The organism is Streptomyces sp. NPDC059866 (genome assembly GCF_042731325.1).
Lineage (GTDB): Bacteria > Actinomycetota > Actinomycetes > Streptomycetales > Streptomycetaceae > Streptomyces > Streptomyces flavusporus.
The window spans coordinates 47,025-72,195 of record NZ_JBHWJT010000014.1 but is presented as its reverse complement, the minus strand read 5'-3'; the positions used below and the strand labels follow the sequence as shown (position 1 = coordinate 72,195).

Below are 25,171 nucleotides of genomic sequence, written 5' to 3'. Positions count from 1 at the left end.
GGGGGGGGGGGGCCCCCCGCGCGGGTGGGGGGGGGGGGGGGGGGTTGTTTTTTGGGGGGGGGGGGGGGCGCCCCCCCCGCGGCCCCCCCCCCCCCCCAACCCGCCATCACTCGTCACGTCACTTCCGCCTGCTTCGCCGCCGCGTCGATCGCGGCCAGCGACTTCCGGACCTGCTTATGGTCCGTCGTGTACCAGAAGTCGGGCAGTGACGCCTTCAGATAGCTCCCGTAGCGGGCCGTGGCCAAACGCTGGTCGAGCACGGCGACCACACCACGGTCTCCCGACGCTCGTACGAGGCGACCGGCGCCCTGGGCCATGAGCAGCGCCGCGTGTGTGGCCGCCACTGCCATGAAGCCGTTGCCGCCTGCGTCCTCCACCGCCTTCTGGCGGGCACTCATCAGCGGGTCGTCCGGCCGCGGGAACGGGATCTTGTCCATGACGACCAGCTGACAGCTGGAGCCGGGGACGTCCACGCCCTGCCAGAGCGACAGCGTACCGAAGAGACACGTCTTCGGATCGGCCGCGAAGTTCTTGATCAGCTCGCCCAGGGTCTCCTCGCCCTGAAGGAGGATCGGGAACTCGGGGAGGCGGGAACGCAGTTCCTCGGCGGCCAGCTGAGCGGCCCTCATCGACGAGAACAGACCGAGGGTGCGCCCGCCGGCTGCCTGGACGAGCTCCGTCAGCTCATTGAGCATGTCCGCCCGGTCACCGTCCCGCGCGGGGCGGGAGAGGTGCTTGGCGACGTACAGGATGCCCTGTTTGGGATAGTCGAAGGGCGAACCGACGTCGACCCCCTTCCAATGTGGGAGGTCTTCGCCCTCGGTGCCCTCGGGGGCGAGTCCCAGGGAGGCGCCGACACCGTTGAAGTCGCCGCCCAGCTTCAGGGTCGCCGAGGTGAGGACGACGGAGCGGTCCGTGAAGAGCTTCTCGCGCAGCAGGCCCGAGACGGACATGGGGGCGACCCGCAGAGAGGCGCCGAAGCGGTCGTGGCGCTCGTACCAGACGACGTCCCACTCCGAGCCGTGCGTAATGCGCTCCGCCACGTCGTGCACCGTCTCCACCGCAGCCAGCGCCTGCTTGCGGACGGCGTCCTCGTCCTGCACGGACTTGTCGCGGGTCGCGCCGATGGCGGAAATGACCGTACGACAGGCGTCGCGCAGCGCCGTCAGCGCGTATCCGAGGTCCTCCGGGATCTCTTCCAGGCGCCCGGGCAGGGCAAGCTCCATCAACCGCTCGAAGCCTTCGGCGGCGGTCTGCAACTGGTCGGCGGCCTTCTCGTTGACGAGCTTCGCGGCGCGCCGCACCGCGCGGTTGACCTGGCCCGGGGTGAGCTCACCCGTGGCGGCGCCGGTGACCCGCGAGACCAGCTCGTGCGCCTCGTCCACGATCAGCACCTCGTGCTGCGGAAGGACCGGGGCGCCCTCGATGGCGTCGATGGCGAGCAGAGCGTGGTTGGTGACGACAACATCGGAGAGCTTGGCGCGCTCGCGGGCCATCTCGGCGAAGCACTCGGCGCCGTACGCGCACTTCGAGGCGCCCAGACACTCCCGCGACGAGACAGACACCTGGGCCCAGGCGCGGTCGGATACACCAGGTGTGAGGTCGTCACGGTCACCGGTCTCGGTCTCGTCAGACCAGTCGCGCAGCCTCAGCAGATCCTGACCCAGCTTGCTGGTGGGCGCTGCCGCCTCGAACTGGTCGAAGAGGCCCTCCTCCTCGTCCTGCGGGACGCCCTCGTGAAGGCGGTGCAGACAGAGGTAGTTCGACCTGCCCTTCAGCATCGCGAACTCCGGGCGGCGGCGCAGCAGGGGGTGCAGCGCCTCCACCGTGCGCGGCAGGTCCCGCTGCACCAGTTGGCGCTGCAGCGCGATGGTTGCGGTCGCCACCACCACCCGCTCCCCGTGCGCGAGCGCAGGCACGAGATAGCCCAGCGACTTGCCGGTACCGGTGCCGGCCTGGATCAGCAGATGGGAACCGTCGTCGATCGCCTCCGCGACGGCTTCGGCCATGGTCACCTGGCCGGGGCGCTCCGTCCCGCCGACGGCTGTGACGGCGGCATGCAGGAGTTCGGGGAGTGAGGGCTTCGTCATAGCTCGTCCACCCTACGGCCCGGGACTGACAAACGGGTGATCGCAGCGGGGGTGACGGGTGGGGTCAATGCGTTGGGTTTCCGGGCTGGGATCGGTTCGGATCGATTGGGTGCGGCTGGGTTCGGTTGGGGTTCGGTTGGGGTTCGGTTGGGTGCGGCATCCGGGACCGGCCGGTTGGACCCGAGGTCGCTTTGGGATCGGTGTGTGGGCCTCCGTTGGGAGACCCCGGGGCTTCGATCTGGGCTCGAACGAGTTCGGATCGAGTGGGAACCGAGTCGCGGCGAGCGGTGTACCAAAAGTGATGACGCCATCGCACAGCACTACAGCAGATCACGCAGGGACCGGTCTCGAACCATGAGAGCGGCCCGTTTGACAGGCAGGTCCACCTCGGCGGCGAACCGGAAACCGGCGCTGAGGAAGGCAGCCACGGAGGGAGTGTTGCGAATGTCGGGTTCCGCAACGACACGTGCGCAGGCGGGCCGTTTGACAAGAACGAGGTCGGCGACTGCTCTGAGCAGCATGCGGCCGATGCCCTGCCCACGGTCGGCGGCATCACCGATCAGGAGGTGGATACCGGTGTCATGAGGCCGAGCGGGGTAGTAACGGGCGAGCGAGTCGAGGTCCGCCCGGTAGATCTCCCAGTAGCTCATCGGCGTGCCGTCCAGCACACCGAGGCATGGGACGCTGCGTCCGTCGTCGGCCAATTGGGAACGCATATGATCCTCGGTCACGTTCGGGGGCCCGGCCAGCTCCCAGAACGCGGCTACGGCGGGGTCGTTCATCCAGCGGCCGATGAGCGGCAGATCCCGTTCGACCCGCACGGGGACGAGCTGGAAAACACCCGCGGGTGTGTCGGTGGGTCCCCAATCGCCCACGTGGTCGAGCAGATCGTCGCGGAGAGCAGTGGTGACTGCTGTGTGCCGTGCCATCCCTCGGGCATCGCCCCTGTCTGCGTCGGCCCTCTCGTTGGCGAGGAACGAGATGAGCTCTGCAGAGAGGCTGAGGTCCAAAGTGTCCTCACCATCCGCGTCCGCAGGTTTGCCGGTGCTCGCGTCGGCGCCGGGGTCCCGGTCGGTGACGGGGGCGGCACCAGCGTCGGCGCTCGCGTCGGTCGGAGGCACGGGAGGCTCCTCTCAGGATGCGGGGCGTCTTCCTCGTGGATGAAGGGAGTGGCAGTGATCAGAGCTGACCGTGTTCGGGCAATGGTCGGGCACGGGCGCATCGGTGGTCAGGCATGAATGTCAGGAACGCAGGGGGTTGGCGATGGTGACGTAGACGGACTGGGTGTCCACCGGGCCAACGAGTTCGTCGAGGCCGTGCAGCCGGGTCAGTAGGTTGGCCTTGCAGCGCAGGACGGATGAGTCGAGAAGCCGGGCGGGAAGTGAGGAGCGCAGCCGGTCGGGGCCGGAAGCAGCGCTTTCGAGGAAGCGCCGGAAGGCGGCAAGAAGCAGGGTTTCGTCAGCGAGTCGCTGTGATCCGAACGCACCGATGAGGCCGAGCACGTTGTTGATCGCCAGGTAGTACGCGAAGCGCTCGTCGGTGGTCTCGTCCGACACGAAGGTGTCGCTGCGCTCTCCGATGCCCGGCAGCCGGGCCTCCAGCTCGGCACGCCAGGACTCACGGAAGTAGTAACCCTGGTTGTCGCGGTAACGGCCGCCCGCCGGCCACCCGTCGCCGTCCAGCACGAGCAGCGTGTTCTGCTGGTGGGCTTCGAGGGCGATCCCCGCCTCGCCGTCCATCCACAGCACGGGACGGGCGACCTGTTCGAGGTAGCGCAGGAACCACTCGGCCGCTACCGCTCCACGCGACCGGCCGGCCCGGGCTGCGATCCGCATGACGAGGTCGGCCAGTCGGGACCGCATCGGCGGCGTGGCGCACTGCGGATGGTCGGCGCAGTCTGGCTGGACGTGCGGCCGAGGTGCGACGAGTCCAGCGACGCAGGAGACGTCGTCCGACGGGGTGACCGGGTTGTGCCGGATCATCACGTCGAGCCCGTGCACGGGACTGCCGTCCGGTGCGTCGACGGCGAGCCAGGCCGGGTCGCGGACGATGTCGAAGCACGGATGTGCGGCCCGCCACTGCTGGGACAGGCCGCTGCGCAGCAGGCGGTGGACCTCGACACCCCGGTGGAGTTCCTTGCGTAGGTTCTCGCGGCGGGAGTTGGTGATGCGTAGTCCCACGGACAGCTTGAGCATGGCTGGGGCGTGCGACTGGTAGACGGTTCGGACAGAGGAGGTGGCGTGCCAAGGGGAACCGTGTATCCCCAGGTCCCGGAGCAGTCCCGCGTCGAGCAGGGCCGCGATGTCGTGGCGGTGCCGGATCTCGCGCATCTGCCAGGGATGCAGCGGCAGGGCGGCATAGCCGTCGGGCAGTGGCAGGCCGGCTCCGGCAAGGCGGGTCGTGAGCTGGGGAGCGGAAACCGGACGGCCGCGCTCGGTCCAGGCCGAGTCGCCGGCGAGTACGGACGGAGCGGCAGCGATCCAGTGCAGGGGGAAGGAGCCGCGCAACTCGGGTGAGTACAGCCGTGCTTCGGCTTCGGTGAGGCCTTCGCGGCTCTTCGGGGCCGGGTGCAGGGGATGTCCGAGCAGGAGTGCCTGTTCGGCTGCCAGGAAGAGGTCGGGCCTGTCGGCGAGGGCTTGTCGGCGATCGCTGATGAAGGTGACGACGCGGCGGACGGAGTCGGCGACGCGTGCGACGAGATCGGTGCCCTCGGTGGGTGTGGGGGCGGAAACGGAGGTGGGAAGTGCGGAGATGGTTGTGGGGATGGAAGCGGGTGGTGCGGCGGGCGTGCCGGTCCCCGTCCCCGGCGATGTGCGCTTCGGGGGCCGGCCGCCGATCGGCTCCCGGGCCAGCAGGGCTGCGACGGTGACCGCATCGAGAGGCGGGGCCGGTTGGTGTGCGTCAGCGAGATACGGCAGACCGAAGCGGTGCCAGCCCGTGGGTGACCAGTAGTGCACCGGGACGAGCAGAACGGTGCCGCTGGCAGGCAAGGGGATACGGAGGGTGTCGTGGTCGGGAGCTGCGAGGCCGGTTTCGCGCACCCAGCAGCGCAGCAGGTTCTCCACCGACGCCGCCTGGGCCGCGGTGCCGGCGTCGGGGTGGTCCAGAAGGTCGGTGGTGTGGTCGTGCTGCTGGGTTTCCTGAGCGCCGCCGTGCTGTCCAGGGAGACTTGGGCTCGTCGGCACAGCCGGGGTCTGCGTCCCGCGCCGCGCGGGGGTGCGGAGGCGGCCGTCAGGTGTGGGTGCGGTGGTCACGTCGGTTCCTCGCGAGGTCGTTCTGGTGCGTGTGGGAGGAGCAGGCGGTGCTGGGGCGCGGGCGTGCGTGGGTACGCAGGTGCATCGGCGTCGTGCACAGCTGCATCGGCGCTCCCGTTACCGAGCCTGCTCGGCGTGATCGGGGTGGCTGTGGAGCGGGTGGTGCGCTTGAGGCGTCGGGTCGCCCAGGTGTTGACGGGTGCTACCGCGGGGCGCCGCCGTGAGGGTGTCGGGCAGGCGCTCGAGTACGGCGGACGCCTGCTCGTCGCTGATGGTCAAAGGAGGGAGCAGCCGTACGACGCTCATCCGACGGCCGCCGAGGCCGGCGATGAGGCCCCGGCAGAGGCACTCCCGCTGGACAGCGGCGGCCAGTTCGGGGGCGGCTTGGCGTGGGTCGTGGGTGGGGCCCGGGCTTGTGGAAGCCGCCGCATCGGAGGCCGCCGAGGTCACCAGTTCGAGGCCGATCATCAGACCCCCGCCGCATACCTCGCGGATGGAGAGGAACTCGTCGACAATTCCGCGGAGTTGGGACAGCATGCGGGAACCGATTGTGGCTGCTCGTTCGACGAGCCGGTGCCCGCGGACGTGGGCGAGGGTTGCCATGCCTGCGGCCATCGTCGGCTGGTTTCCGCGGAAGGGGCCGGTGTGAGTGCCGGGTTGGCGGCCCGCGATGTCGTCGCGGTAGGCCACCACGGCCAGCGGCAGGCTGCCGCCGACGGCCTCGGGCAGGATCATCACGCCGGGCGTCACCCCGCTGTGCTCGGGACAGGTCCGCGCTGCCGACTCACACGCCGGCCGGCGGCGCAGGGTTCCCTCGGTCACGGCCATGACTCCCTGTCCTCCCGCGGTAGGGCGACGAGTTGGCCTCGCGTTCTCCTCATCCGGCCCTCGAACGCCCCCTTCGCTTTCCTGAGCCCGCTCCCGCCTCACCCAGCGCGAACGGTCCCCGGCGCCCGTCGAACAGCGACCGGCCCGACCAGTCCCATGCCTGACAGCGCACCGGCCCTGTCCGTCCCACCCAGAACCGGGACGCACCCTCGGGGACCAGACGGCATCGCCCCGAGGCGCCCTTGCCTCCCAGGTGCCCCGGACCAACCCCGCTCCCCCTTCCCACCGCTACCAACCGCGGCCCCGCCACCGGGTTACGGGTTGCTTCAAGATCCTTCATCTGTGCAGGCCACAGCTCAGGCAGCTCGGCCGGCGAAGGATCGGCTGAAGTGCCGGCCCGACTGAACCGACGTCCGGACGCTGCCGAGCCGCGACGCTCGTGCATCTCCAGGGCCTGCGCCGTCGCCGGTTCGCGCGCGCCGGCGCCGAGGGCTTCAGCGACGGCCTCGTGCAGCGACATGCTGAAGTCGGGGCCGGTCACCGCGGTCGGGACGGGCGCGGCGCCTCCCACGAGGGCGAGGGCCGGTCCGGCGGATCAGGTCGCGAGATCCCCGACCTCGATCTCACCCTCGACCTCGCCGAGGGTGCGGACCTGCGCACCGAACTGTCGTGCAAGTTCCGCCGCGACACTCTCACCGCCGAACTCAAGGCGGGCGGCTTCACCGTCCGCCACTGGTGGACCGACCCGGCGGCCCTCTTGGCCCTCGTCATGGCTGTGCTCAGCCCCGGCAGCTCGCCGACCACCCCGAAACCGTAGGGGAGCAACTCCCCGCCGGTCGCGGGAGGACGTCAAATCGGCAGCACTCCGGACGAGTTTCCAGTTCAGACAGCCCGTAGCGAAACCGTTGCCGTTCCGTCGGAAGTCCCCCACTGCGAGCGCATAGTGTGGGGTGCCATTCCCAGAGAGCCGTGAAATCGGTCTGAGCTCGGCGTGAGTTCGGTCCGGGGTCGCGGCCGCAGCGCGGATTCCTTTCACCACCAGGGGGAGTAACACCATGCGATCCATACGGCCGTCGTTCACCGCTCGCCGGGAGGGGAGCACGCGCCGCGGAACCTCCCCCGCACTGGCCGCCGTTGCCCTGGCCTCAGTGCTCGCGCTCACGGCCACCGCCTGCGAGTCGGGCGACCCCGCGGCGGACGGTGAGGCGTCGGCCTCGGCAACGGCGGAAGGCGACGGCGGGATCACGATCCCGGACGACATCAAGGACCAGCTCAGGGAACACGGGATCGACCTCGACAAGTGGCAGAACGGCGCCTGGAAGAACTGGGACAAGGACGACTGGCTGCGCGAGGCCGAGGACTTCATCAACCCGATCATCGAGGACCTGTGGAACCCGGACCGGATGCGCGAGGCCGAGGAGCCGGACCAGGGCGTCGACGAGGGCGACCTCTCCGGTGACCAGGGCGTGACCGACCCGACGCCGGCGCCGGTCGAGGCGGAGGCCGTGCCGGCCAAGTACCACGACAACGCGCCCGAGGCGGGGAAGCTGCTCTTCGACGCGCCCGAAGGCACGATGGTCTGCTCGGCGACGGTCGTCGAGGACCCGGCCAACCCGGGCAAGTCGAACCTGGTGTGGACGGCGGGTCACTGCGTGCACGCCGGCAAGAAGGGCGGCTGGTACCGCAACATCGCGTTCGTGCCGTCGTACAACGATGCGGCCATGTCGGCCGCGGAGCTGCAGAGCGCCACCAAGGAGGAGGTCGCTCCGTACGGTGTCTGGTGGGCCGACTGGGTGCAGACCTCGGACCAGTGGATCGAGCAGGGCGGTGCGACCGGCGGGGACGGAGCCGCGTACGACTTCGCCGTCCTTCATGTGACGCCGGAGGAGGGCAGCGGCGGCAAGTCCCTGGAGGAGACGGTGGGTTCAGCCCTTCCGGTGGATTTCGCAGCCCCGGCCGTACCGGATGTGGACAGCATGACCGCGACGGGCTACCCGGCGGCGGCGCCGTACGACGGCCAGACGCTGTACCAGTGCCAGGACAAGCCGGGACGCCTGTCGATCAACGCGTCGGACCCGACGATGTACCGCATCGGCTGCACGATGACCGGCGGCTCGTCCGGCGGTGGCTGGGTCGCGACCGGATCGGACGGCAAGCCTGCGCTGGTGTCCAACACCTCGATCGGTCCGGTGAGTTCGGGCTGGCTTGCGGGACCGCGGCTGGGCGATGAGGCCAAGGGCGTGTTCGACGCGGTCAGCGGGAAGTTCGCGGGCCGGTGACGGCCTCGTAGCGCGGGCGGCGGTGGGACGGCGTACGGGAAACCTTCACCGTCCCACCGCCGTTCACCCTCAACCCCACGGGCATAGTGGGGTGTTGCCGACGAGGAAGATCTCCGTCGGCATGACAAGCACATGACACACGCACGTTTCGACGGGGGTCATCGCACCATGCGTTCCACACGTACGCCCGCCTCTTCACGGCGCGGTCGGCGTCGCACGTTCCTCGCCGCCGGCGGCCTGGTCGCCGCCCTGGCGCTCACCGCGACCGCCTGCGGCGGCTCAGGGGAGGACACGGCGGGCGGTGAGCCCGGCGCCACCGCCTCCCAGGCGGGCGGCAACGCCGACGGCGGGGTCCGGATCCCGTCCGACATCGCCGACCAGCTCAAGGAGCACGGCATCGATGTCGACGACTGGAAGGACGGCGGCTGGCAGGACTGGGACAAGGACAAGTGGCTCAGTGAGGCCAAGGACTTCGTCAACCCGGTGATCGAGGGCCTCTGGAAGCCCGAGCGGATGCAGTCCGCCGAGGAGGCCGACAAGACGGTCTCCACGAAGGACGCGTCGGCCGGCCAGGGCGTCAGCGACCCCGAGCCCGCGCCCGTGGAGGCCACGGCCGAGAAGACGCCGTACCACCAGAACGCGGCACCGGTCGGCAAGGTCTTCTTCGACTCGCCGGAAGGCCCCAGCGTCTGCTCCGGCACGGTCATCAAGGACGTGAACCATCCGGGCAAGTCCAACCTCGTCTGGACGGCCGGCCACTGCGTGCACGCAGGACAGAGCGGCGGCTGGTACCGCAACATCGTGTTTGTCCCGGCCTACAACGACCTCGGCAAGTCCGAGGCCGAGCTGGGCAGCGCGAACGCCACGGAGATCGCCCCGTACGGCAACTGGTGGGCGGACTGGGCATCCACATCGAACGGCTGGATCGAGGGCGGCTCGGAGACCGGCGGAGCGGGCGCGGCGTACGACTACTCCGTGCTGCACGTGCAGCCGGAGCAGGGCGCCAAGTCCCTGGAGGAGACGGTCGGCGCGGCACTGGACGTGGACTTCTCCGCCCCGTCCGCGGCCGAGGCCAGGGAGATGGGCGCCTGGGGCTACCCGGCGGCTGCGCCGTACAACGGTCTGAAGATGTTCAAGTGCATCGACGAGCCGGGCCGGTTCTCGCTCAGCCCGTCCCTGCCGACGATGTACCGCATCGGCTGCACCATGACGGGCGGCTCGTCCGGCGGCGGCTGGTTCCGGGTCGTGGACGGCGAGACCAAGCTGGTCTCCAACACGTCGATCGGCCCGGCCGACAACACCTGGCTCGCCGGCCCGCAGCTGGGGCAGGACGCGCAGTCGCTGTACGAGAACATGAGCGAGACCTACGGCGGTCGATGACGCGCCCATGAGAAAGGCCCGCCCCTCACACCAGGGGCGGGCCCATTCGTTTCAGTCCGTCGGCGCTACACCGGCTCAGGCGGTCGGCGCCGGAACGTACGGCGCGAGCTCGGCCGCCAGTTCCTCGTGCACCCGCACCTTGAGCAGGGTGCCCTCCGGCGTGTGCTCCTCGGAGAGCACCTCACCCTCGTCGTGTGCACGGGCGACGAGCTTGCCGTGCGTGTACGGCACCAGGGCCTCGATCTCGACGGACGGCCGCGGCAGCTCGTTGTCGATCAGCGCGAGCAGCTCGGCAATGCCCAGACCGGTGCGGGCCGAGACGGCGATGGAACGCTTCTCGATCCGCAGCAGCCGCTGAAGCGTCAGCGGATCGGCCGCGTCGGCCTTGTTGATCACGACGATCTCGGGTACGTCGGTGGCGCCGACATCCCTGATCACCTCGCGCACGGCCGCCAGCTGCTCTTCCGGAGTCGGGTGCGAACCATCCACCACATGCAGGATCAGGTCGGACTCGCCGACCTCCTCCATCGTGGAACGGAACGCCTCGACCAGGTGGTGCGGCAGGTGCCGTACAAAACCGACCGTGTCGGCCAGCGTGTACAGCCGACCGCTCGGCGTCTCGGCCCGGCGGACGGTCGGGTCCAGGGTCGCGAACAGGGCGTTCTCGACCAGGACGCCGGCCCCGGTGAGGCGGTTGAGCAGCGAGGACTTGCCTGCGTTGGTGTAGCCCGCGATGGCGACCGAGGGCACCTTGTGGCGCTTGCGCTCCTGGCGCTTGATCTCGCGGCCGGTCTTCATCTCCGCGATCTCCCGGCGCATCTTCGCCATCTTCTCGCGGATCCGGCGCCGGTCCGTCTCGATCTTGGTCTCACCGGGGCCGCGGGTGGCGAGGCCGCCGCCCTTGCCACCGCCCATCTGCCGGGACAGCGACTGACCCCAGCCGCGGAGCCTCGGCAGCATGTACTGCATCTGCGCGAGCGCGACCTGCGCCTTGCCCTCTCGGGACTTGGCGTGCTGGGCGAAGATGTCCAGGATCAGTGCCGTACGGTCGATGACCTTGACCTTGACGACGTCCTCGAGGTGGATCAGCTGGCCCGGGCTGAGCTCACCGTCACAGATGACGGTGTCCGCGCCGGTTTCGAGCACGATGTCGCGCAGCTCCTCGGCCTTGCCGGAACCGATGTAGGTCGCCGCGTCGGGCTTGTCGCGGCGCTGGACCACGCCGTCGAGCACGAGCGCCCCCGCCGTCTCCGCGAGGGCGGCGAGCTCCGCGAGGGAGTTCTCCGCGTCCTGCACGGTCCCCGAGGTCCAGACGCCGACGAGCACGACGCGCTCCAGACGGAGCTGGCGGTACTCGACCTCGGTGACGTCCTCGAGCTCGGTGGAGAGGCCCACGACGCGTCGCAGAGCCGCGCGCTCGGAGCGGTCGAACTGATCGCCGTCCCGCTCTCCGTCGATCTCGTGGCTCCAGGCGACGTCCTCTTCCATCAGGGCATCGGCCCGAAGACCTTCGGGGTAGTCGTGCGCGAGGCGCTTGGTGTCCTGGGAAAAGGAAGAAGAGGAGGTCATTGGGTCCTTACGTCGATGCGGAATCCTTGTGCGGCGACGGGGCGGAAGCAGAGGCTTCGGAGTCGGTCCGTCACTCTCCACAACGCATGAGTACCCCGGGAGATTCCCGTGACCCGTGCCCGTGGCGTGAGGTGGTGGACCGTGCCGCCGACCTGACGATGGTCGCACGGCACGCCCCGTCTCGTCACCGTCTTATTTCCCGGCCGTGCGGGCCGCCATCGGGGCCGAGGGGGCCGCCTTCGGGGCCGAAGTCTGCTTCCAGCCCGGGTGACCTGGCATCGGCGGGGTCTTCTTGCCGTAGAGCCACTTCTGGAAGAAGCCGCTCAGGTCGCGTCCGGCGGTGTGGGAGGCGAGGGCCACGAAGTCGGCGGTGGTCGCCGTGCTGTCCTTGTGGCGGCTGACCCAGGCTCGTTCCAGGCGCTCGAAGGCGGGGCGTCCGATCTCCTGGCGGAGGGCGTAGAGGACCAGGGCGGCTCCGTCGTAGACGATCGGCCGGAAGATGCCCAGCCGGCTGCCGGGTTCGGGCGCCTTCGGGGCGGCGGGCGGGCCGCCGGACGCGCGCCAGCGGTCGGAGGCGCCGTACGCCGCCCGCATCCGCGCCTCCAGGGACTTGCCCGTCTTCTCCTCCGTGTAGAGCGCCTCGTACCAGGTCGCGTGCCCCTCGTTGAGCCACAGCTCGGACCAGGTGCGCGGACCGACGCTGTTGCCGAACCACTGGTGGGCCAGTTCATGGACCATGATCGACTCGACGTACCACTTGGGGAAGGCCGGGTCGGTGAAGAGCTCTCTCTCGAAGAGAGAGAGCGTCTGCGTCTCGAGTTCGAAGCCGGTGGAGGCGTCGGCCGCGAGGACTCCGTACGTCTCGAAGGGGTAGCGGCCGACCTTGCTCTCCATCCAGGCGATCTGGTCGGGGGTCTTCTTCAGCCACGGTTCGAGGGACGCCTTGTGCGCGGTGGGCACGACGTCCCGGACGGGCAGTCCGTGCGGGCCCTTGCGACGCAGCACCGTGGAGCGGCCGATGGAGACCTGAGCGAGTTCGGTGGCCATGGGGTGCTGGGTCCGGTACGTCCATCTGGTCGCGGCACCGGCCCGTTCCACGCTGGTCGGCAGGCCGTTGGCGACGGCCGTGAAGTTCTTGGGCGCGGTGACCCGGATGGTGAACAGTGCCTTGTCGGAGGGGTGGTCATTGCTCGGGAACACCAGGTGGGCGGCGTCGGCCTGGTTGGCCATGACGAGTCCGTCGGCCGTGCGAATCCAGCCTCCCTCCCGGCCGCCGACCGGCACGGGGTCGCTGGTGTGCCGGACCGTGATCCGCATCCACTGCCCCCTGGGCAGCGGCTTGTCCGGCGTGACCACGAGGTCCTCGCCGGCCGCCGCGTACGTGGCCTGCTCACCGTCGATCTCGACCGAGCGGACCGCACCGCGGGCGAAGTCGAGGTTGACGTGCTCCAGCGGGGCGGTGGTCCAGGCGTCGATCGTGGTGACCGCCTGGAGGGGCTTGTCATTGGTGCCGGAGTAGGTGAGGGAGAGGTCGTACGAGGCCACGTCGTACCCCGGGTTCCCCAGGTGCGGGAAGAGACGGTCGCCGACGCCCAGCGGGGTCGGTGGGGTGCTCGCGGCGACGAGGCACACGGACACGGCGGAGGCGAGCAGCGCCGCCTTGACACCTCGGGTGGCCTTGGAGGATCTGGTGCGAGGTCGGGGCGCGGCGGCGCCGGACAGGGAAGCCCTGTCAGGGGTGGTGAGCAGCATGGCCCCCACGGCTACCAGCACGCCCGTACCGCACGGCTACGACGCGCGCCGGGGCCCACCCGAACGGGCTCTGTACATGACTCAAGGGGCCTCGGAGCCGGCTCGGAGCCGAGCCGGGCGCGGCAGCTCACGCCGTGCAGGCCCCGCGAGCCTCACCACGTCGGCGCGTGATGCTGTGCCCGGCTCACCTCGTACACCCCCGGCACATTGCGCATCGCGCGCATGAGGGAGGGCAGCTGGGCCGCGTCCGCGAGCAGGAGCGTGTACGTGTGGCGTACGCGCTGCTGGCTCGGGGGTTCGACGGTGGCCGAGACGATCTCGGCGCCCTCGAGGGCGATGGCCTCGGTGAGGTCGGCGAGGAGATGGGGTCGGCCGAACGATTCGGCGACGAGGGTGACGCGGCACTCGGCGGTGTCGCCCCAGCGCACGCCGACCTCGGCGCGCCCCGCACTCTTCATCCGGACCACCGCGGCGCACCCGACGCGGTGCACGGTCACCACTCCCCCGCGCACGACGAACGCGGTGATCTCGTCGGGCGGTACGGGCGTACAGCAGCCGGCGAGCCGCACGCTCGCGCCGGGCCGGTCGACGACGACGGCGTCGGCTGCGGTGCGCGGTGCGGGACCGTCGGCAGCACGCCTGGGGGCGGCTTCGGCGACGGGGGGTGTCCGGGTCGGCGTCTCGGCGTCCGCCGGCGCGGGCGCCGGATGGGTCGCGATCCAGCGCTGGATGGCGATGCGGGCGGCGGGCGTGTGCGCGTGCTCCAGCCACTCCCGGGAGGGCTCGGAGGCGGGGTCCTGGCCCATGAGGAGCTGGACGGTGTCGCCGTCCTTCAGGACTGTGCTCAGCGTCGCCAGGCGGCCGTTGACCCGGGCGCCGATGCATGCGTGCGCGTCCTCGCCGTACTGCGCGTACGCGGCGTCCACGCAGGTGGCGCCCTCGGGCAGGCCGAGGGTGCCGCCGTCGGGGCGGAAGACGGTGATCTCGCGGTCCTGGGCGAGGTCCTCGCGCAGGGTGGACCAGAAGGTGTCGGGGTCGGGCGCGGACTGCTGCCAGTCGAGGAGGCGGGAGAGCCAGCCGGGCCGGGTGGGGTCGACGCGCTCGCCGTCGGCCGGGGACTGCTCCTCCGAGGGAGGAGCGTAGGGGTTGCCGAGCGCCACGACACCGGCCTCGGCGACCTTGTGCATCTGGTGGGTGCGGATGAGGACCTCGACGACCTGGCGATCCATGGCGGTGCCCCCGGGCGAGTCCGGTCGGGCCCGGGGAAGGGCGACTGCGGTGTGCAGCGACTGGTACAGGTTGAACTTCGGTACGGCGATGAAGTCCTTGAACTCCGATACGACGGGCGTCATACAGGTGTGCAGTTCGCCCAGGACGCCGTAGCAGTCGGCGTCCTCGTTCACCAGGACCAGGATGCGGCCGAAGTCGGTGCCGCGCAGTCGGCCGCGCTTGCGGGAGATGCGGTGCAGGGAGACGAAGTGCCGGGGCCGGATGAGGACTTCGGCCTGGATGCCGGCCTCGCGCAGCACGCTGCGCATCTCGTCGGCGATCTCGGTGAGGGGGTCGTCGGGGCGCGCCGCGTTCTCGACGATCAACTCCCGTGTGTGTTCGTACTCCTCGGGGTGGAGGATGGCGAACACCAGGTCCTCGAGTTCGGTCTTGAGCGCCTGGACACCGAGCCGTTCGGCGAGCGGAATGAGAACGTCCCGGGTGACCTTCGCGATCCGGGCCTGTTTCTCGGGGCGCATCACGCCGAGCGTGCGCATGTTGTGCAGCCGGTCGGCGAGTTTGATCGACATCACGCGGACGTCGTTGCCGGTGGCGACGAGCATCTTGCGGAAGGTCTCGGGCTCGGCGGCCGCCCCGTAGTCGACCTTCTCCAACTTCGTGACGCCGTCGACGAGATAGCGGACCTCCTCGCCGAACTGCTCGCCGACCTGATCGAGGGTCACCTCGGTGTCCTCGACGGTGTCGTGGAGGAGAGAGGCGGTCAACGTGGTGGTTTCCGCACCGAGTTCGGCGAGGATCAGGGTGACGGCGAGCGGATGCGTGATGTACGGCTCGCCGCTCTTGCGCATCTGGCCGCGGTGCGAGGACTCCGCGAGCACGTAGGCGCGGCGCAGGGGTTCCAGGTCGGCGTCGGGGTGGTGGGCGCGGTGCGCGTCGACCACGTGGCCGATGGCGTCGGGCAGTCGGTCGCGGGTGGCGGAGCCGAGCAGTGCGGCGCGCCCCAGTCGGCGCAGGTCGATCCGGGGGAGCGACCTGCGGCGCGGCGCCGCGGGCGCCACCGGGCCTGTGCCGGGGCCCGTCACCGCGCCTGGGCTCGCAGGGTTCGTGGCCTCCGCACTCATGGGCACCTCCGGCTGCGTGGACCGGCGAACGGGGTGCCCCATGGCGGACACGGCTCAGGGGTCGGCGTCTTCTCCCCCGTCCGGGCCGGTGCTTGATGCTACCGAGCCCATCACGCGCGATGGACCGCCTCTCGCCCAGCGTGAAACGGATCACCCATTCGAGCGAGGGTTTGGAGGTTTACGGCTGCCGACAACGCGAGTTGGAGCGGGCCTGGCGTCGAACACGCGCTCCAGGGCCGCCCTTTCAGCGGACGGCGCCCGCCAGCCACTCCCCGTCGATCTCGCCCTCGGCGACGATCACCGCGGGGCCGGTCATCTCGATCTCGCCGTCGGGCCGTTCGGTGATCACGAGGCGTCCGCCGAGGACGTCGACGGTGTACGTCGCCGGAGTCCCGGTGACAGCCGGGTCGGCGCCGTCCCGCCGGGCGGTCGCCACCGCGACGGCGCATGCGCCCGTGCCGCAGGAGCGGGTCTCGCCGGCGCCGCGCTCGTGCACGCGCATCGCGACGTGCCGGGGGCCGCGGTCGACGACGAACTCGACGTTCACCCCGTCCGGGTAGGCGGAGGCCGGGCTGAACGGCGGCGGCGCGAACAGGTCGCCGGCCTGGGCGAGCTCCTCGACGAAGGCGACCGCATGCGGGTTGCCCATGTTCACGTTCCGCGCGGGCCAGCTGCGCTCGCCCACGCTCACCGTGACGTCCCCGTCGGGGAGCAGCGCCTTGCCCATGCCGACAGTGATGTCACCGTCCTTGGCGAGGTGCACGGTCTTCACGCCCCCTCGCGTGGCGACGGTGATGTCCCCTTCGGCCACATGCCCGGCATGCTGGAGGTAGCGCGCGAACACACGCACGCCGTTGCCGCACATCTCCGCGATGGATCCGTCGCCGTTGCGGTAGTCCATGAACCACTCGGCCTCGGCCGCCATCTCCCTGGCCTCGGGGTGTGCGGCGGACCGCACGACGTGCAGCAGCCCGTCACCGCCGATGCCCGCACGACGGTCGCACAGGGCGGCGACGGCGGCGGGGGGCAGGTCAAGGGTGTTCTCGGGGTCCGGGACGATCACGAAGTCGTTCTCGGTGCCGTGCCCCTTGAGGAAGGCGATCCGCGTGCTCATTCCTCGATCGTACGGGGTGGGTACGACAGCCGGGGGGCACGGGCGGGCCAAGCGGTCACGGCACGTGGCCCAGGTCACGGGCGGCCCAGACCACGGCGCGCGGCCCACGTCACATCGCGCGGGCCGGGTCTCGCGCGGCCATGTGATCACGGAGCGACCCACGCGGTCACGCGGCAACCGACTGGTCAGCAGCAGCGACCCACGCGGTCACGCGGCGGCCCAGGTGGTCACGGAGCAACTACACGGTCACCGGCGACCCGACTCGTCAGCGGCAGCAACCCACCCGGTCACGCGGCGGCCAGCCGGTCAGCGGAGTCGGGCCACTCGCCAGACGGCCAGCACCACCACGGCGGCGACCACGATCATGTAGGCCAGCACCACTCGCCAGTCCGGGCGCCGGCCCGATCCTCGCTGCGGCAGCCCCGGCCAGGTGTAGCCCACCTTGCGCGCGGCCATCATGCCCCACCCGGCCGCGCAGGAGCAGATCAGCAGCCCCAGCATGGCGATCACGGCCCCGCTGTCGCCGAAGTCGAAGGCCAGCGGGAACGCGAACATCAGGGAGCCGAGCGCGGCCAGGCCCACGATGGGCGCGAGCTGCCACAGGCGCAGCCGGCGCTGGGGGCGCAGTTCGACCTCGACCTCGGGTCCGCCGACGAACATCTCGTCGGGCTCGGGGCCGTCGTCGGTCATGCCGTCCGGTGTCTCGTCGAGCCCGTCGGGGCTCAGACGGCCGTCGGCGTCCCGCTCCGGTTCGCCACGCTCGGTGGTGGCGCGCTCGGGGCCTTGTGCGGTGTCGCGAGGGCCGGCCTCCATCGCCACGCGCCCTCCCAACTTGGACTCCACTTGGTCGATCGAAGCTCGATGATGGCACGGCGTCAGAGGCCCGGATGACGGCCGGAGCGTCCCGATGCCATCACGTGATCAGGCTGTAACCGGTCGTTCGACCAACGCCAGAGCGAGGTGCGGAAGTTCCGTGAGATCCGCCGCAGCCCCACTCAGCCAGTGCACCCGGGGATCCCGTCTGAACCACGAATCCTGACGGCGCGCGAAGCGCTTGGTGGCACGGACGGTCTCGGCCCGCGCCTCGTCCAGCGTGCACTCGCCGGCGAGCGCCGCGAGAACCTGCTGGTAGCCGAGTGCACGCGACGCCGTACGCCCCTCGCGCAACCCCTGCGCCTCAAGTGCGCGCACTTCCTCGACCAGCCCCGCCTCCCACATCCGGTCGACCCGGCGGGCGATGCGCTCGTCCAGCTCGGGACGCGCCACGTCGACGCCGATCTGGACGGTGTCGTACACGGAGTCATGGCCGGGGAGGTTGGCGGTGAAGGGCCTGCCGGTGATCTCGATCACCTCCAGCGCCCGGACGATACGACGGCCGTTGCTCGGCAGGATCGCGCGCGCGGCCTCGGGATCCGCGGCGGCGAGGCGGGCGTGCAGCGCGCCGGAGCCGCGCAGTGCGAGTTCCTCCTCCAGCAGAGCCCTGACCTCGGGGTCGGTGCCGGGGAACTCCAGGTTGTCGACGGCCCCGCGGACGTACAGGCCGGACCCGCCGACCAGGATCGGCCAGCGGCCCTGGTCGAGCAGCGCGTCGATCCGCTCCCGGGCGAGCCGCTGGTACTCCGCAACAGAGGCCGTGACGGTCACGTCCCAGATGTCCAGGAGGTGGTGCGGGATACCGGCCCGCTCCTCGGGCGTCAGCTTGGCGGTGCCGATGTCCATCCCTCGGTAGAGCTGCATGGAGTCGGCGTTGACAACCTCCCCACCGAGTTCCCGGGCCAGGTGGATGCCCAGATCGGACTTTCCGGCCGCGGTCGGTCCGACGACGGCGATGACGCAGGGGGTGGGGGGTGCGCTACTCACTGCACCAGTCTCGCAAACCTCCGGCCCCGCCCTCGAACGAGTTACGTGACGGCGGGAGTCCGGGGTCGTTGCCCGTTGCGAGGTTCTCGCCGCCAGTGCACAGAGGCGGTGACCGGGGCGATGCAACCGGACGCACCGGGCTACGCGGGATTTCGCCCGCACGAGTAACGTATGGAGTTGATATGGGCGTTTTTGCGCGACTTCTCCGAAGGTCGAAGGCCAAGGAGGAGGCGGCGACCGCCGAGGCCCACGCCGACACGCCGTCGGCGGGGTTCGAGGCGGATGAGGCTGGGGAAGCGAAAGGGACGACGGAGGCGGAGGCCGAAGCCGGGGCCGGTACGAAGACGGCCACGGCGACGGACGAGGGCGACGGCACCGGCCCGGAAGCGGTCGGGATCCCCCAGCAGCAGTCGGCCGGGAAGGCGGCCGACAGCGAGGCCGACGAGGGCGCCCACACGTAGAGTTCCCGCGAGGGAAGGTGAACCATGGGACTCTTGGACAATCTGAAGGCCAAGCTCACCCCGGCCAAGGGCAAGGTCTCTGATCTCGCACAGCAGCACGGGGACAAGATCCAGCACGGCATCGACAAGGCCGCGAAGGTCGTCGACGAGCGGACCAAGGGCAAGTACAGCGACAGGATCCACACGGGCACCGACAAGGCCAAGGGCGCCATGGACCGACTCGCGCACAAGGACCGTACCGACACGGGAGAAGGCCCCGCCACACCGCCGGGCCCACCGCCGCCGGTCTCCTGAAAGGCACACGGCACACGACGGGCGGCCGCGGAGCAGAACGCTCCCGGCCGTTCGCCGTTTCCGCACGCCTCCGCCGCGTTTCCGCACGCCCCCCGTTGTTTCCGGACGCCGTTGTTTCCGGACGCCCCCTACGACCAGGCCGCCACCACGTACCCCACCCCGTACGGCGCGTCCTCGTACAGCAGCGCGCCCGCGAGCCCGGTGCCCTCGGCCGCGCCCGCGAGCACCTGCCAGGGCGCCCGGCCCGACGCCTTCAACTGCCGCGCCAGTCCCACGTCCAGCGCCTCGAGGGCCGCGACGTCCGCCGCCCCCAGCGCACGCGCGACCGACGTGTCGAAGGGCTCCGCCCGCTCGTCGAGATAGCCCGGCGCCTTCAGCGAACGGCACGCGCTGGCGTCGCCCATCACCAGCAGGGCCACCCGCTCGGCCTGCGCGGCTGTGTCCCTTCCGATATCGATACACCGCTCGGGCCCGAGCGGTTCCCCCACGCCGAGTCCCTCGATCGGGGCGTCCGACCATCCGGTCCGCTCCAGCAGCCATGCCGCGACCGCGAGCGACGGCGGAAGCTCACGCTGCACCTCCGCGTCGGCGGCCTTCTCCCGGCCCAGCCGTACGTCGAGTCCCACGCCGAAGCCACGGAACGAGCCGCGGGTGCCCTCCGGATACGTCAGGTACGACTCGGCGCCGCCCGCCGGCTCGGGCCCCACGACCACCAGCCGGTCGGGCCGGGCGGCGGCGAGCAGCCCCACGGCGTCCGTGCACGCGGCACGAGCGGCCTCCAGCTCGGGTGCGGCACCTGATGCGATGCCGGGCACGAGGAGCGGCGGGCAGGGGCATACTGCGGCGGCGACAAGCATGATCGGCAGAGTAGCTCCGAAGAGGGTGCCACGCGCGCGTGGGACCTGCTCCGCCGAGGTGCGAGGTCAGTCGCAGCCGCAGCCACTGCCCGAGGCGACCGGCAGCGGGGCGGGCACGCCGACCTTCGGCAGCCCGAGCAGCACACCGGCCGGCTTGGCCGCCTGGGCCGCGTTCCGCTTCTCCCAGGCGTCACCCGCGCGCGTGCGACGCACGTCGAGGACGGGGCCCTCGGCGAGGAGGTGGTGCGGGGCGGCGTAGGTGACCTCGACGGTGACCACGTCGCCGGGGCGTACCTCCTGCTCCGGCTTGGTGAAGTGGACCAGGCGGTTGTCGGGGGCGCGGCCGGAGAGGCGGTGGGTGGCGCCGTCCTTGCGGCCCTCTCCCTCAGCGACCATCAGCTCCAGGGTGCGGCCGACCTGCTTCTTGTTCTCGTCCCAGGAGATCTCCTCCTGGAGGGCGACGAGACGCTCGTAGCGCGCCTGGACGACCTCCTTGGGGATCTGGTTGTCCATCTCGGCGGCCGGAGTGCCGGGGCGCTTGGAGTACTGGAAGGTGAACGCCTGGGCGAAGCGGGCCTCGCGCACCACGTGCAGGGTCTGCTCGAAGTCCTCCTCCGTCTCGCCCGGGAAGCCCACGATGATGTCGGTGGTGATCGCGGCGTGCGGGATGGCGGCGCGGACCTTCTCGATGATCCCCAGGTAGCGCTCCTGGCGGTAGGAGCGGCGCATCGCCTTCAGGACGGTGTCCGAACCCGACTGGAGCGGCATGTGCAGCTGCGGCATCACGTTCGGCGTCTCGGCCATGGCGGCGATGACGTCGTCGGTGAAGTCGCGCGGGTGCGGAGAGGTGAAGCGGACGCGCTCCAGGCCCTCGATCTTCCCGCAGGCCCGCAGCAGCTTGCTGAAGGCTTCCCGGTCGCCGATGTCGGAGCCGTACGCGTTGACGTTCTGGCCGAGCAGCGTGATCTCGGAGACACCCTCGGCGACCAGCGCCTCGACCTCGGCCAGGATGTCGCCGGGGCGGCGGTCCTTCTCCTTGCCGCGCAGCGCGGGGACGATGCAGAAGGTGCAGGTGTTGTTGCACCCGACGGAGATCGACACCCAGGCCGCGTAGGCGCTCTCGCGCCGCGTCGGCAGCGTTGACGGGAAGGCTTCGAGCGACTCGGCGATCTCGACCTGCGCTTCTTCCTGGACGCGCGCGCGTTCCAGCAGGACCGGCAGCTTGCCGATGTTGTGCGTGCCGAAGACGACGTCCACCCAGGGCGCCCTCTTCACGATGGTGTCGCGGTCCTTCTGCGCGAGACAGCCGCCGACCGCGATCTGCATGCCGGGCCGCTTGGCCTTCTTCGGCGCGAGGTGGCCGAGGTTGCCGTACAGCCGGTTGTCGGCGTTCTCGCGTACGGCGCAGGTGTTGAAGACGACGACGTCCGCGTCGCCGTCCGCCCCCTCCGGCGCGCGCACATAGCCGGCGTCCTCCAGCAGACCGGCCAGTCGCTCGGAATCATGGACGTTCATCTGGCACCCGTAGGTGCGGATTTCGTAGCTCTTGGGTGCTTGAACGTCCACTGCGAGGCTCCGGTCGCTGCTGCTGGTCATGCCTCAAGAGTAGGCGGTCCCGGGAGAGCCCCTTCCGCCGCCGTGAACCGACCGTGCGGCGCCGGCTGTGAGACGCCGAACGCGGCGGTCCGCTTCCGTGCACCGACGGCACAACGCCGTGCGCGTACGGGCAATCCGCGCGCACCGTGCCGTCACAGCGTGCGACCTGATCCCGCTCCACAGCCGTCCGGACGCGCGCGGTGACCGGTCTGATCGAGGCCGCCGCGCGCACTGTCACCTCAGCCTGAGCCCGTGCTGCCCATCCCGGGTGAGAACCCCTCCCTGTCGACAGTCGATGGCCTCGAGCAGATCGCGCGCATCAACGCGGGCGACCGCACCCCGTCGTGTTCGTCCATGGTCTGTGGCTGCTGCCCAGCAGTGGGGACCGCTGGGCGGCGGTCTTCGAAGAGGCCGGATACGCGCCCCTGACCCCCGGCCGGCCCGACGACCCCGACACCGTGGCCGAGGCCAACGCGCACCCCGAGGTCTTCGCGGGCAAGAGCGTCGGTCAGGTCGCCGACCACTTCGCGGACCTCATCGGAAAGTTGGAGCGCCCGCCCGTCGTCATCGGCCATTCCTTCGGCGGCCTCATCACCCGGATGATCGCCGGCCTCGGGCTGTCGGCGGCGTCCGTCGCCATCGACCCTGCGCCTTCCGCGGTGTGCTGCCGTTGCCGATCTCGTCGCTGCGCGCCAGCGAGCGCCGTCCTGGTGAAGGTCGACACCCTCGCACCCGAACGCGGGCCCTCTCCTGATCATTTCCGGCGAGAAGGACCACACCGTGCCGTGGGCCGTCGCGAACGCCTCGTACAAGAAGGACGCCCGCAACGAGCACGCGGTGACCGAGATCACCGAAATGCCGGGGCGCGGCCATGCCCTCACCATCGACAACGGCCGGCGTGAGGTCGCCGAGACCGCCCTCGCCTTCGTCAAACGCTTCGTCGGCTGACCGGTCGGGGCGCCTAGCCTGGTGGTGTGGTGACCCGCCCGTGAACTCCGTCCCCAGGGAGCCCGAGGACCTCGTGCGAGCTCTCAGAGCCGCCGGGATCAGGGACGAGCGGCTGCTTGAGGCCGTACGAACGACGCCCCGGGCGGGATTCGTCCCGCCCGGTCAGGTGGCCGCCGCCTACCAGGACGTACCCGTTGCCATCGGGCAGGGACAGGTCACCACGCAGCCGTCGCTGTCCGCCATGATGATCGAGAGCCTTGCTCTGGGCGGGGGCGAACACGTCCTCGAGGTCGGTACCGGTCTGGGCTTCCAGACCGCGCTGCTCGCCCGGCTGGCCGCTGACGTGGTCAGCATCGAGATGCGGCCCGACATCGCCACGCAGGGCCGTGTGAATCTCGCCCGCCAGGGCGTACGGAACGTGGAACTGCGGGTCGGTGACGGTAGCGGCGGCGTGCCGGACCGCGCTCCCTACGACGCAGTCCTCGTGTCGGCCGCGTTCCCGGAGGTGCCCGCGCCGCTGGTCGCGCAGGTGCGGCCGGGCGGCCGCCTGGTCCAGCCGATCGGGCCGGGCGGACACGAGCAGGTGGTGTGCTTCGAGCGCACCGCAGCGGGGCTGGAGCAGTTGCGGGTGCTGAGCGCGGCCTGCTTCGTCCGGCTGCTGGGGCGATACGGCTTCCCGCCGGACGATCCGGCACTGCCGTGAGTGCCGATAAGGACGGTGTCCCGGGCGATTCAAGCGGTCACGGCTCGACGAGCCCGGAGCGGATCGCGTAGCGGGTGAGTTCCAGACGGTCGCGCATGCCGAGTTTGTGCAGGAGATTGGCGCGGTGGCGTTCGACCGTCTTCACGCTGATGAAGAGCAGCTCGCCGATCTCCTTGGACGAGTGGCCCTCGGCGACGAGCTTGAGGATCTCCTCCTCGCGCTCGGTGATGGCGCGCGCCGGCAGACCGTCTCCGCGGTGCAGGCGGTCCAGGTAGGAGCGGACGAGGGCGCGCTCGGCGCCGGGGTAGATGAAGGGTTCGTCGCGCATCGCCGCCCGGCAGGCGTCGACGAGGTCGCGGTCGGCGACGGACTTCAGGACGTAGCCGCAGGCCCCGGCCCGCAGGGCCTCGAAGAAGTACTGCTCGTTGTCGTACATCGTGAGGATCAGGATCCGCAGGGCGGGCAGTCGCTGTGAGAGTTCCCGGGCCGCCTGCAGACCGGTCATGCGGGGCATCGCGACGTCCAGGACGGCCAGGTCCACCTCGCCCGCGCGCGCGAGCGCAACTGCCTCGGCGCCGTCGCCCGCCTCGGCGACGACCGTCAGATCCGGTTCGCCGTCCAGGATGAGGCGCACCCCACGGCGTACGAGCGTGTGGTCGTCGGCGAGCAGGACCCGGATCGGGGACGACATCAGCGACTCCCTGCCGTGAGCGGTATCCGCAGACGTACGTCGGTGCCCTGCTCGGGCGCCGGTTCGAGGGTGAGCACCGCGCCGACCAGCAGCGCACGCTCACGCATCCCGCCGATTCCGGCTCCTTCCGGCCTCGCACCGAGACCGTTGCCGTTGTCGCGCACGAGGAGCTCGACACCGTCCGCGACCGGCTCGAGCCGGAGTTCGGCGCGGTCGGCACCCGAGTGCCGGGCGGTGTTGGTGAGGCCTTCCTGGGCAACCCGGTAGACCACCAGTTCGGTCTCCTGGGGGAGCGGAGGGAGATCGCCGTGGACGTCGTGGCGCACGGTCAGTCCGTGCGCGGTGAACTCGGTCGCGAGCGCGCGCAGGGCGCTGGCCAGGCCGAGTTCCTCGAGGACACCGGGGCGCAGGCGGCGGGCGATACGCCGGATCTCGTCGAGACCGGCGCGGGTGGCCTCCTGCGCGTGGCCCACTTCGTCCCGCAGCTCGTCGGGGGCCCGGTCCGCGAGCCGCTTGAGCTGGAGGAGCACGGCGGTCAGGGTCTGGCCGACCTCGTCGTGGAGTTCACGGGCGATGCGATGGCGTTCGCTCTCCTGGGCGGACAGCGCGCGGGCGGCGCTGGTGGCGCGTTCGGTCTCGAGCCGGTCGAGCATCGTGTTGTACGTCGTGATGAGCGTCGCCGCCTCCGCGGGGCCGGCGACCTCGGGCCGGGTGCCCGGCCGTAGCAGGTCCGCCGTGGCCATGGCGCGGCCCAGGGCGGCCAGCGGGGCCAGCCCGACCCGCAGCACGACCGCGTTGACCGCCAGCAGCGCGGCGAGCCCGCCGACGACGACCAGCGCCTCGCCCGGCAGCACCGGGGTCGACACGGTGACCGGGCCGAGCAGCAGGGCGGCGGCCACGATCAGGCCGGCGGCGTTCAGGGAGAAGATCCGCCAGAACAGCGACACGCCTCTGGTGACTCCTCTCCCGGTCATGACGTTCGGCAGCGCAACGCCGGCCGACCGCTCCCCCGCCTCAGTCGACGGCACAGCCCTGACCAGCCTCTCCGCTCCTCGCCGACCCCGTCCATCCGTGCTGACACCCATGTCACCACCGTACGGGCGGATGACAGCATGGCGGCTCGGCGCAGTGTTCCGGGGCCGGG

The 25,171-nt window shown here is 70.8% G+C and carries 21 protein-coding genes and 1 pseudogene; 8 read left to right on the top strand and 14 right to left on the bottom strand.

The window, feature by feature from the left end:
• Positions 1-113 precede the first annotated feature (113 nt).
• The 4 genes from ACFV7R_RS22270 to ACFV7R_RS22255 all read right to left on the bottom strand — a co-directional run bounded on the left by ACFV7R_RS22270 (position 114) and on the right by ACFV7R_RS22255 (position 6,166).
• Positions 114-2,090: an ATP-dependent DNA helicase gene (locus ACFV7R_RS22270; protein ID WP_385265986.1), complete on the bottom strand. Its 1,977-nt coding sequence runs from the start codon at positions 2,088-2,090 to the stop codon at positions 114-116.
• A gap of 320 nt (positions 2,091-2,410) precedes the next feature.
• Positions 2,411-3,211: a GNAT family N-acetyltransferase gene (locus ACFV7R_RS22265; protein WP_385265983.1), complete on the bottom strand. Its 801-nt coding sequence runs from the start codon at positions 3,209-3,211 to the stop codon at positions 2,411-2,413.
• A 120-nt stretch (positions 3,212-3,331) separates the two neighbouring features.
• Positions 3,332-5,344, bottom strand: a complete 2,013-nt coding sequence (locus ACFV7R_RS22260) for an IucA/IucC family protein (protein WP_385265981.1) — start codon at positions 5,342-5,344, stop codon at positions 3,332-3,334.
• A 117-nt stretch (positions 5,345-5,461) separates the two neighbouring features.
• Positions 5,462-6,166: an aminotransferase class III-fold pyridoxal phosphate-dependent enzyme gene (locus tag ACFV7R_RS22255; RefSeq protein WP_385265979.1), complete on the bottom strand. Its 705-nt coding sequence runs from the start codon at positions 6,164-6,166 to the stop codon at positions 5,462-5,464.
• A gap of 445 nt (positions 6,167-6,611) precedes the next feature.
• On the opposite strand from ACFV7R_RS22255, the gene ACFV7R_RS22250 reads away from it, so the two are divergent.
• The 3 genes from ACFV7R_RS22250 to ACFV7R_RS22240 all read left to right on the top strand — a co-directional run bounded on the left by ACFV7R_RS22250 (position 6,612) and on the right by ACFV7R_RS22240 (position 9,831).
• The gene (locus ACFV7R_RS22250; protein WP_385265976.1) at positions 6,612-6,989 is read left to right on the top strand and encodes an L-histidine N(alpha)-methyltransferase; all 378 of its coding nucleotides are present in this window, start codon (positions 6,612-6,614) and stop codon (positions 6,987-6,989) included.
• A 238-nt stretch (positions 6,990-7,227) separates the two neighbouring features.
• On the top strand, positions 7,228-8,451 hold the full coding sequence (locus ACFV7R_RS22245) for a trypsin-like serine peptidase (RefSeq protein ID WP_385265973.1): 1,224 nt from the start codon (positions 7,228-7,230) through the stop codon (positions 8,449-8,451).
• A gap of 168 nt (positions 8,452-8,619) precedes the next feature.
• The gene (locus ACFV7R_RS22240) at positions 8,620-9,831 is read left to right on the top strand and encodes a trypsin-like serine peptidase (protein WP_385265971.1); all 1,212 of its coding nucleotides are present in this window, start codon (positions 8,620-8,622) and stop codon (positions 9,829-9,831) included.
• Between the two features lie 75 nt (positions 9,832-9,906).
• Here the strand turns inward: ACFV7R_RS22240 and hflX are convergent, their stop codons facing one another.
• The 6 genes from hflX to miaA all read right to left on the bottom strand — a co-directional run bounded on the left by hflX (position 9,907) and on the right by miaA (position 18,477).
• On the bottom strand, positions 9,907-11,400 hold the full coding sequence (gene hflX, locus ACFV7R_RS22235; RefSeq protein ID WP_385265969.1) for a GTPase HflX: 1,494 nt from the start codon (positions 11,398-11,400) through the stop codon (positions 9,907-9,909).
• Between the two features lie 192 nt (positions 11,401-11,592).
• The gene (locus tag ACFV7R_RS22230) at positions 11,593-13,152 is read right to left on the bottom strand and encodes a M1 family metallopeptidase (RefSeq protein ID WP_385266312.1); all 1,560 of its coding nucleotides are present in this window, start codon (positions 13,150-13,152) and stop codon (positions 11,593-11,595) included.
• 152 nt (positions 13,153-13,304) lie between these two features.
• Positions 13,305-15,503 (bottom strand): RelA/SpoT family protein, encoded by a 2,199-nt coding sequence (locus ACFV7R_RS22225; RefSeq protein ID WP_385265967.1) that lies wholly within the window; start codon positions 15,501-15,503, stop codon positions 13,305-13,307.
• 244 nt (positions 15,504-15,747) lie between these two features.
• Complete coding sequence (gene dapF / locus ACFV7R_RS22220; protein ID WP_385265964.1) at positions 15,748-16,617, bottom strand: diaminopimelate epimerase; 870 nt, start codon at positions 16,615-16,617, stop codon at positions 15,748-15,750.
• Positions 16,618-16,923: 306 nt separating this feature from the next.
• On the bottom strand, positions 16,924-17,430 hold the full coding sequence (locus ACFV7R_RS22215; RefSeq protein WP_129801169.1) for a hypothetical protein: 507 nt from the start codon (positions 17,428-17,430) through the stop codon (positions 16,924-16,926).
• Between the two features lie 108 nt (positions 17,431-17,538).
• Entirely contained in the window at positions 17,539-18,477 is a 939-nt protein-coding gene (gene miaA / locus ACFV7R_RS22210) for a tRNA (adenosine(37)-N6)-dimethylallyltransferase MiaA (protein ID WP_385265962.1), read from the bottom strand.
• A 182-nt stretch (positions 18,478-18,659) separates the two neighbouring features.
• On the opposite strand from miaA, the gene ACFV7R_RS22205 reads away from it, so the two are divergent.
• Positions 18,660-18,938 carry a hypothetical protein gene (locus ACFV7R_RS22205; protein WP_385265959.1) on the top strand — a complete coding sequence of 93 codons (279 nt, stop codon included), beginning with the start codon at positions 18,660-18,662 and terminating at the stop codon, positions 18,936-18,938.
• Between the two features lie 24 nt (positions 18,939-18,962).
• On the top strand, positions 18,963-19,232 hold the full coding sequence (locus tag ACFV7R_RS22200; protein WP_129801091.1) for an antitoxin: 270 nt from the start codon (positions 18,963-18,965) through the stop codon (positions 19,230-19,232).
• Positions 19,233-19,360: 128 nt separating this feature from the next.
• Here ACFV7R_RS22200 and ACFV7R_RS22195 read toward each other — a convergent pair whose 3' ends face one another.
• Both ACFV7R_RS22195 and miaB read right to left on the bottom strand, forming a co-directional pair.
• On the bottom strand, positions 19,361-20,089 hold the full coding sequence (locus ACFV7R_RS22195; protein WP_385265957.1) for a class III extradiol dioxygenase subunit B-like domain-containing protein: 729 nt from the start codon (positions 20,087-20,089) through the stop codon (positions 19,361-19,363).
• Positions 20,090-20,155: 66 nt separating this feature from the next.
• Positions 20,156-21,685 (bottom strand): tRNA (N6-isopentenyl adenosine(37)-C2)-methylthiotransferase MiaB, encoded by a 1,530-nt coding sequence (gene miaB / locus ACFV7R_RS22190; protein WP_385265955.1) that lies wholly within the window; start codon positions 21,683-21,685, stop codon positions 20,156-20,158.
• Positions 21,686-22,029: 344 nt separating this feature from the next.
• Between miaB and ACFV7R_RS22185 the strand changes: the two are divergent.
• The 3 genes and pseudogenes from ACFV7R_RS22185 to ACFV7R_RS22175 form a co-directional block, all read left to right on the top strand.
• Positions 22,030-22,395, top strand: a pseudogene (locus tag ACFV7R_RS22185) (alpha/beta fold hydrolase); the annotation flags it as partial.
• Positions 22,396-22,465: 70 nt separating this feature from the next.
• On the top strand, positions 22,466-22,633 hold the full coding sequence (locus ACFV7R_RS22180) for a hypothetical protein (protein WP_385266329.1): 168 nt from the start codon (positions 22,466-22,468) through the stop codon (positions 22,631-22,633).
• A 73-nt stretch (positions 22,634-22,706) separates the two neighbouring features.
• Entirely contained in the window at positions 22,707-23,336 is a 630-nt protein-coding gene (locus ACFV7R_RS22175; RefSeq protein ID WP_385265953.1) for a protein-L-isoaspartate O-methyltransferase, read from the top strand.
• 37 nt (positions 23,337-23,373) lie between these two features.
• Here the strand turns inward: ACFV7R_RS22175 and ACFV7R_RS22170 are convergent, their stop codons facing one another.
• Positions 23,374-24,027 carry a response regulator transcription factor gene (locus ACFV7R_RS22170; protein ID WP_129801096.1) on the bottom strand — a complete coding sequence of 218 codons (654 nt, stop codon included), beginning with the start codon at positions 24,025-24,027 and terminating at the stop codon, positions 23,374-23,376.
• Positions 24,027-24,974 (bottom strand): sensor histidine kinase, encoded by a 948-nt coding sequence (locus ACFV7R_RS22165; RefSeq protein WP_385265950.1) that lies wholly within the window; start codon positions 24,972-24,974, stop codon positions 24,027-24,029. Before ACFV7R_RS22165 ends, ACFV7R_RS22170 begins: the two co-directional genes overlap by 1 nt.
• Positions 24,975-25,171: the final 197 nt, after the last annotated feature.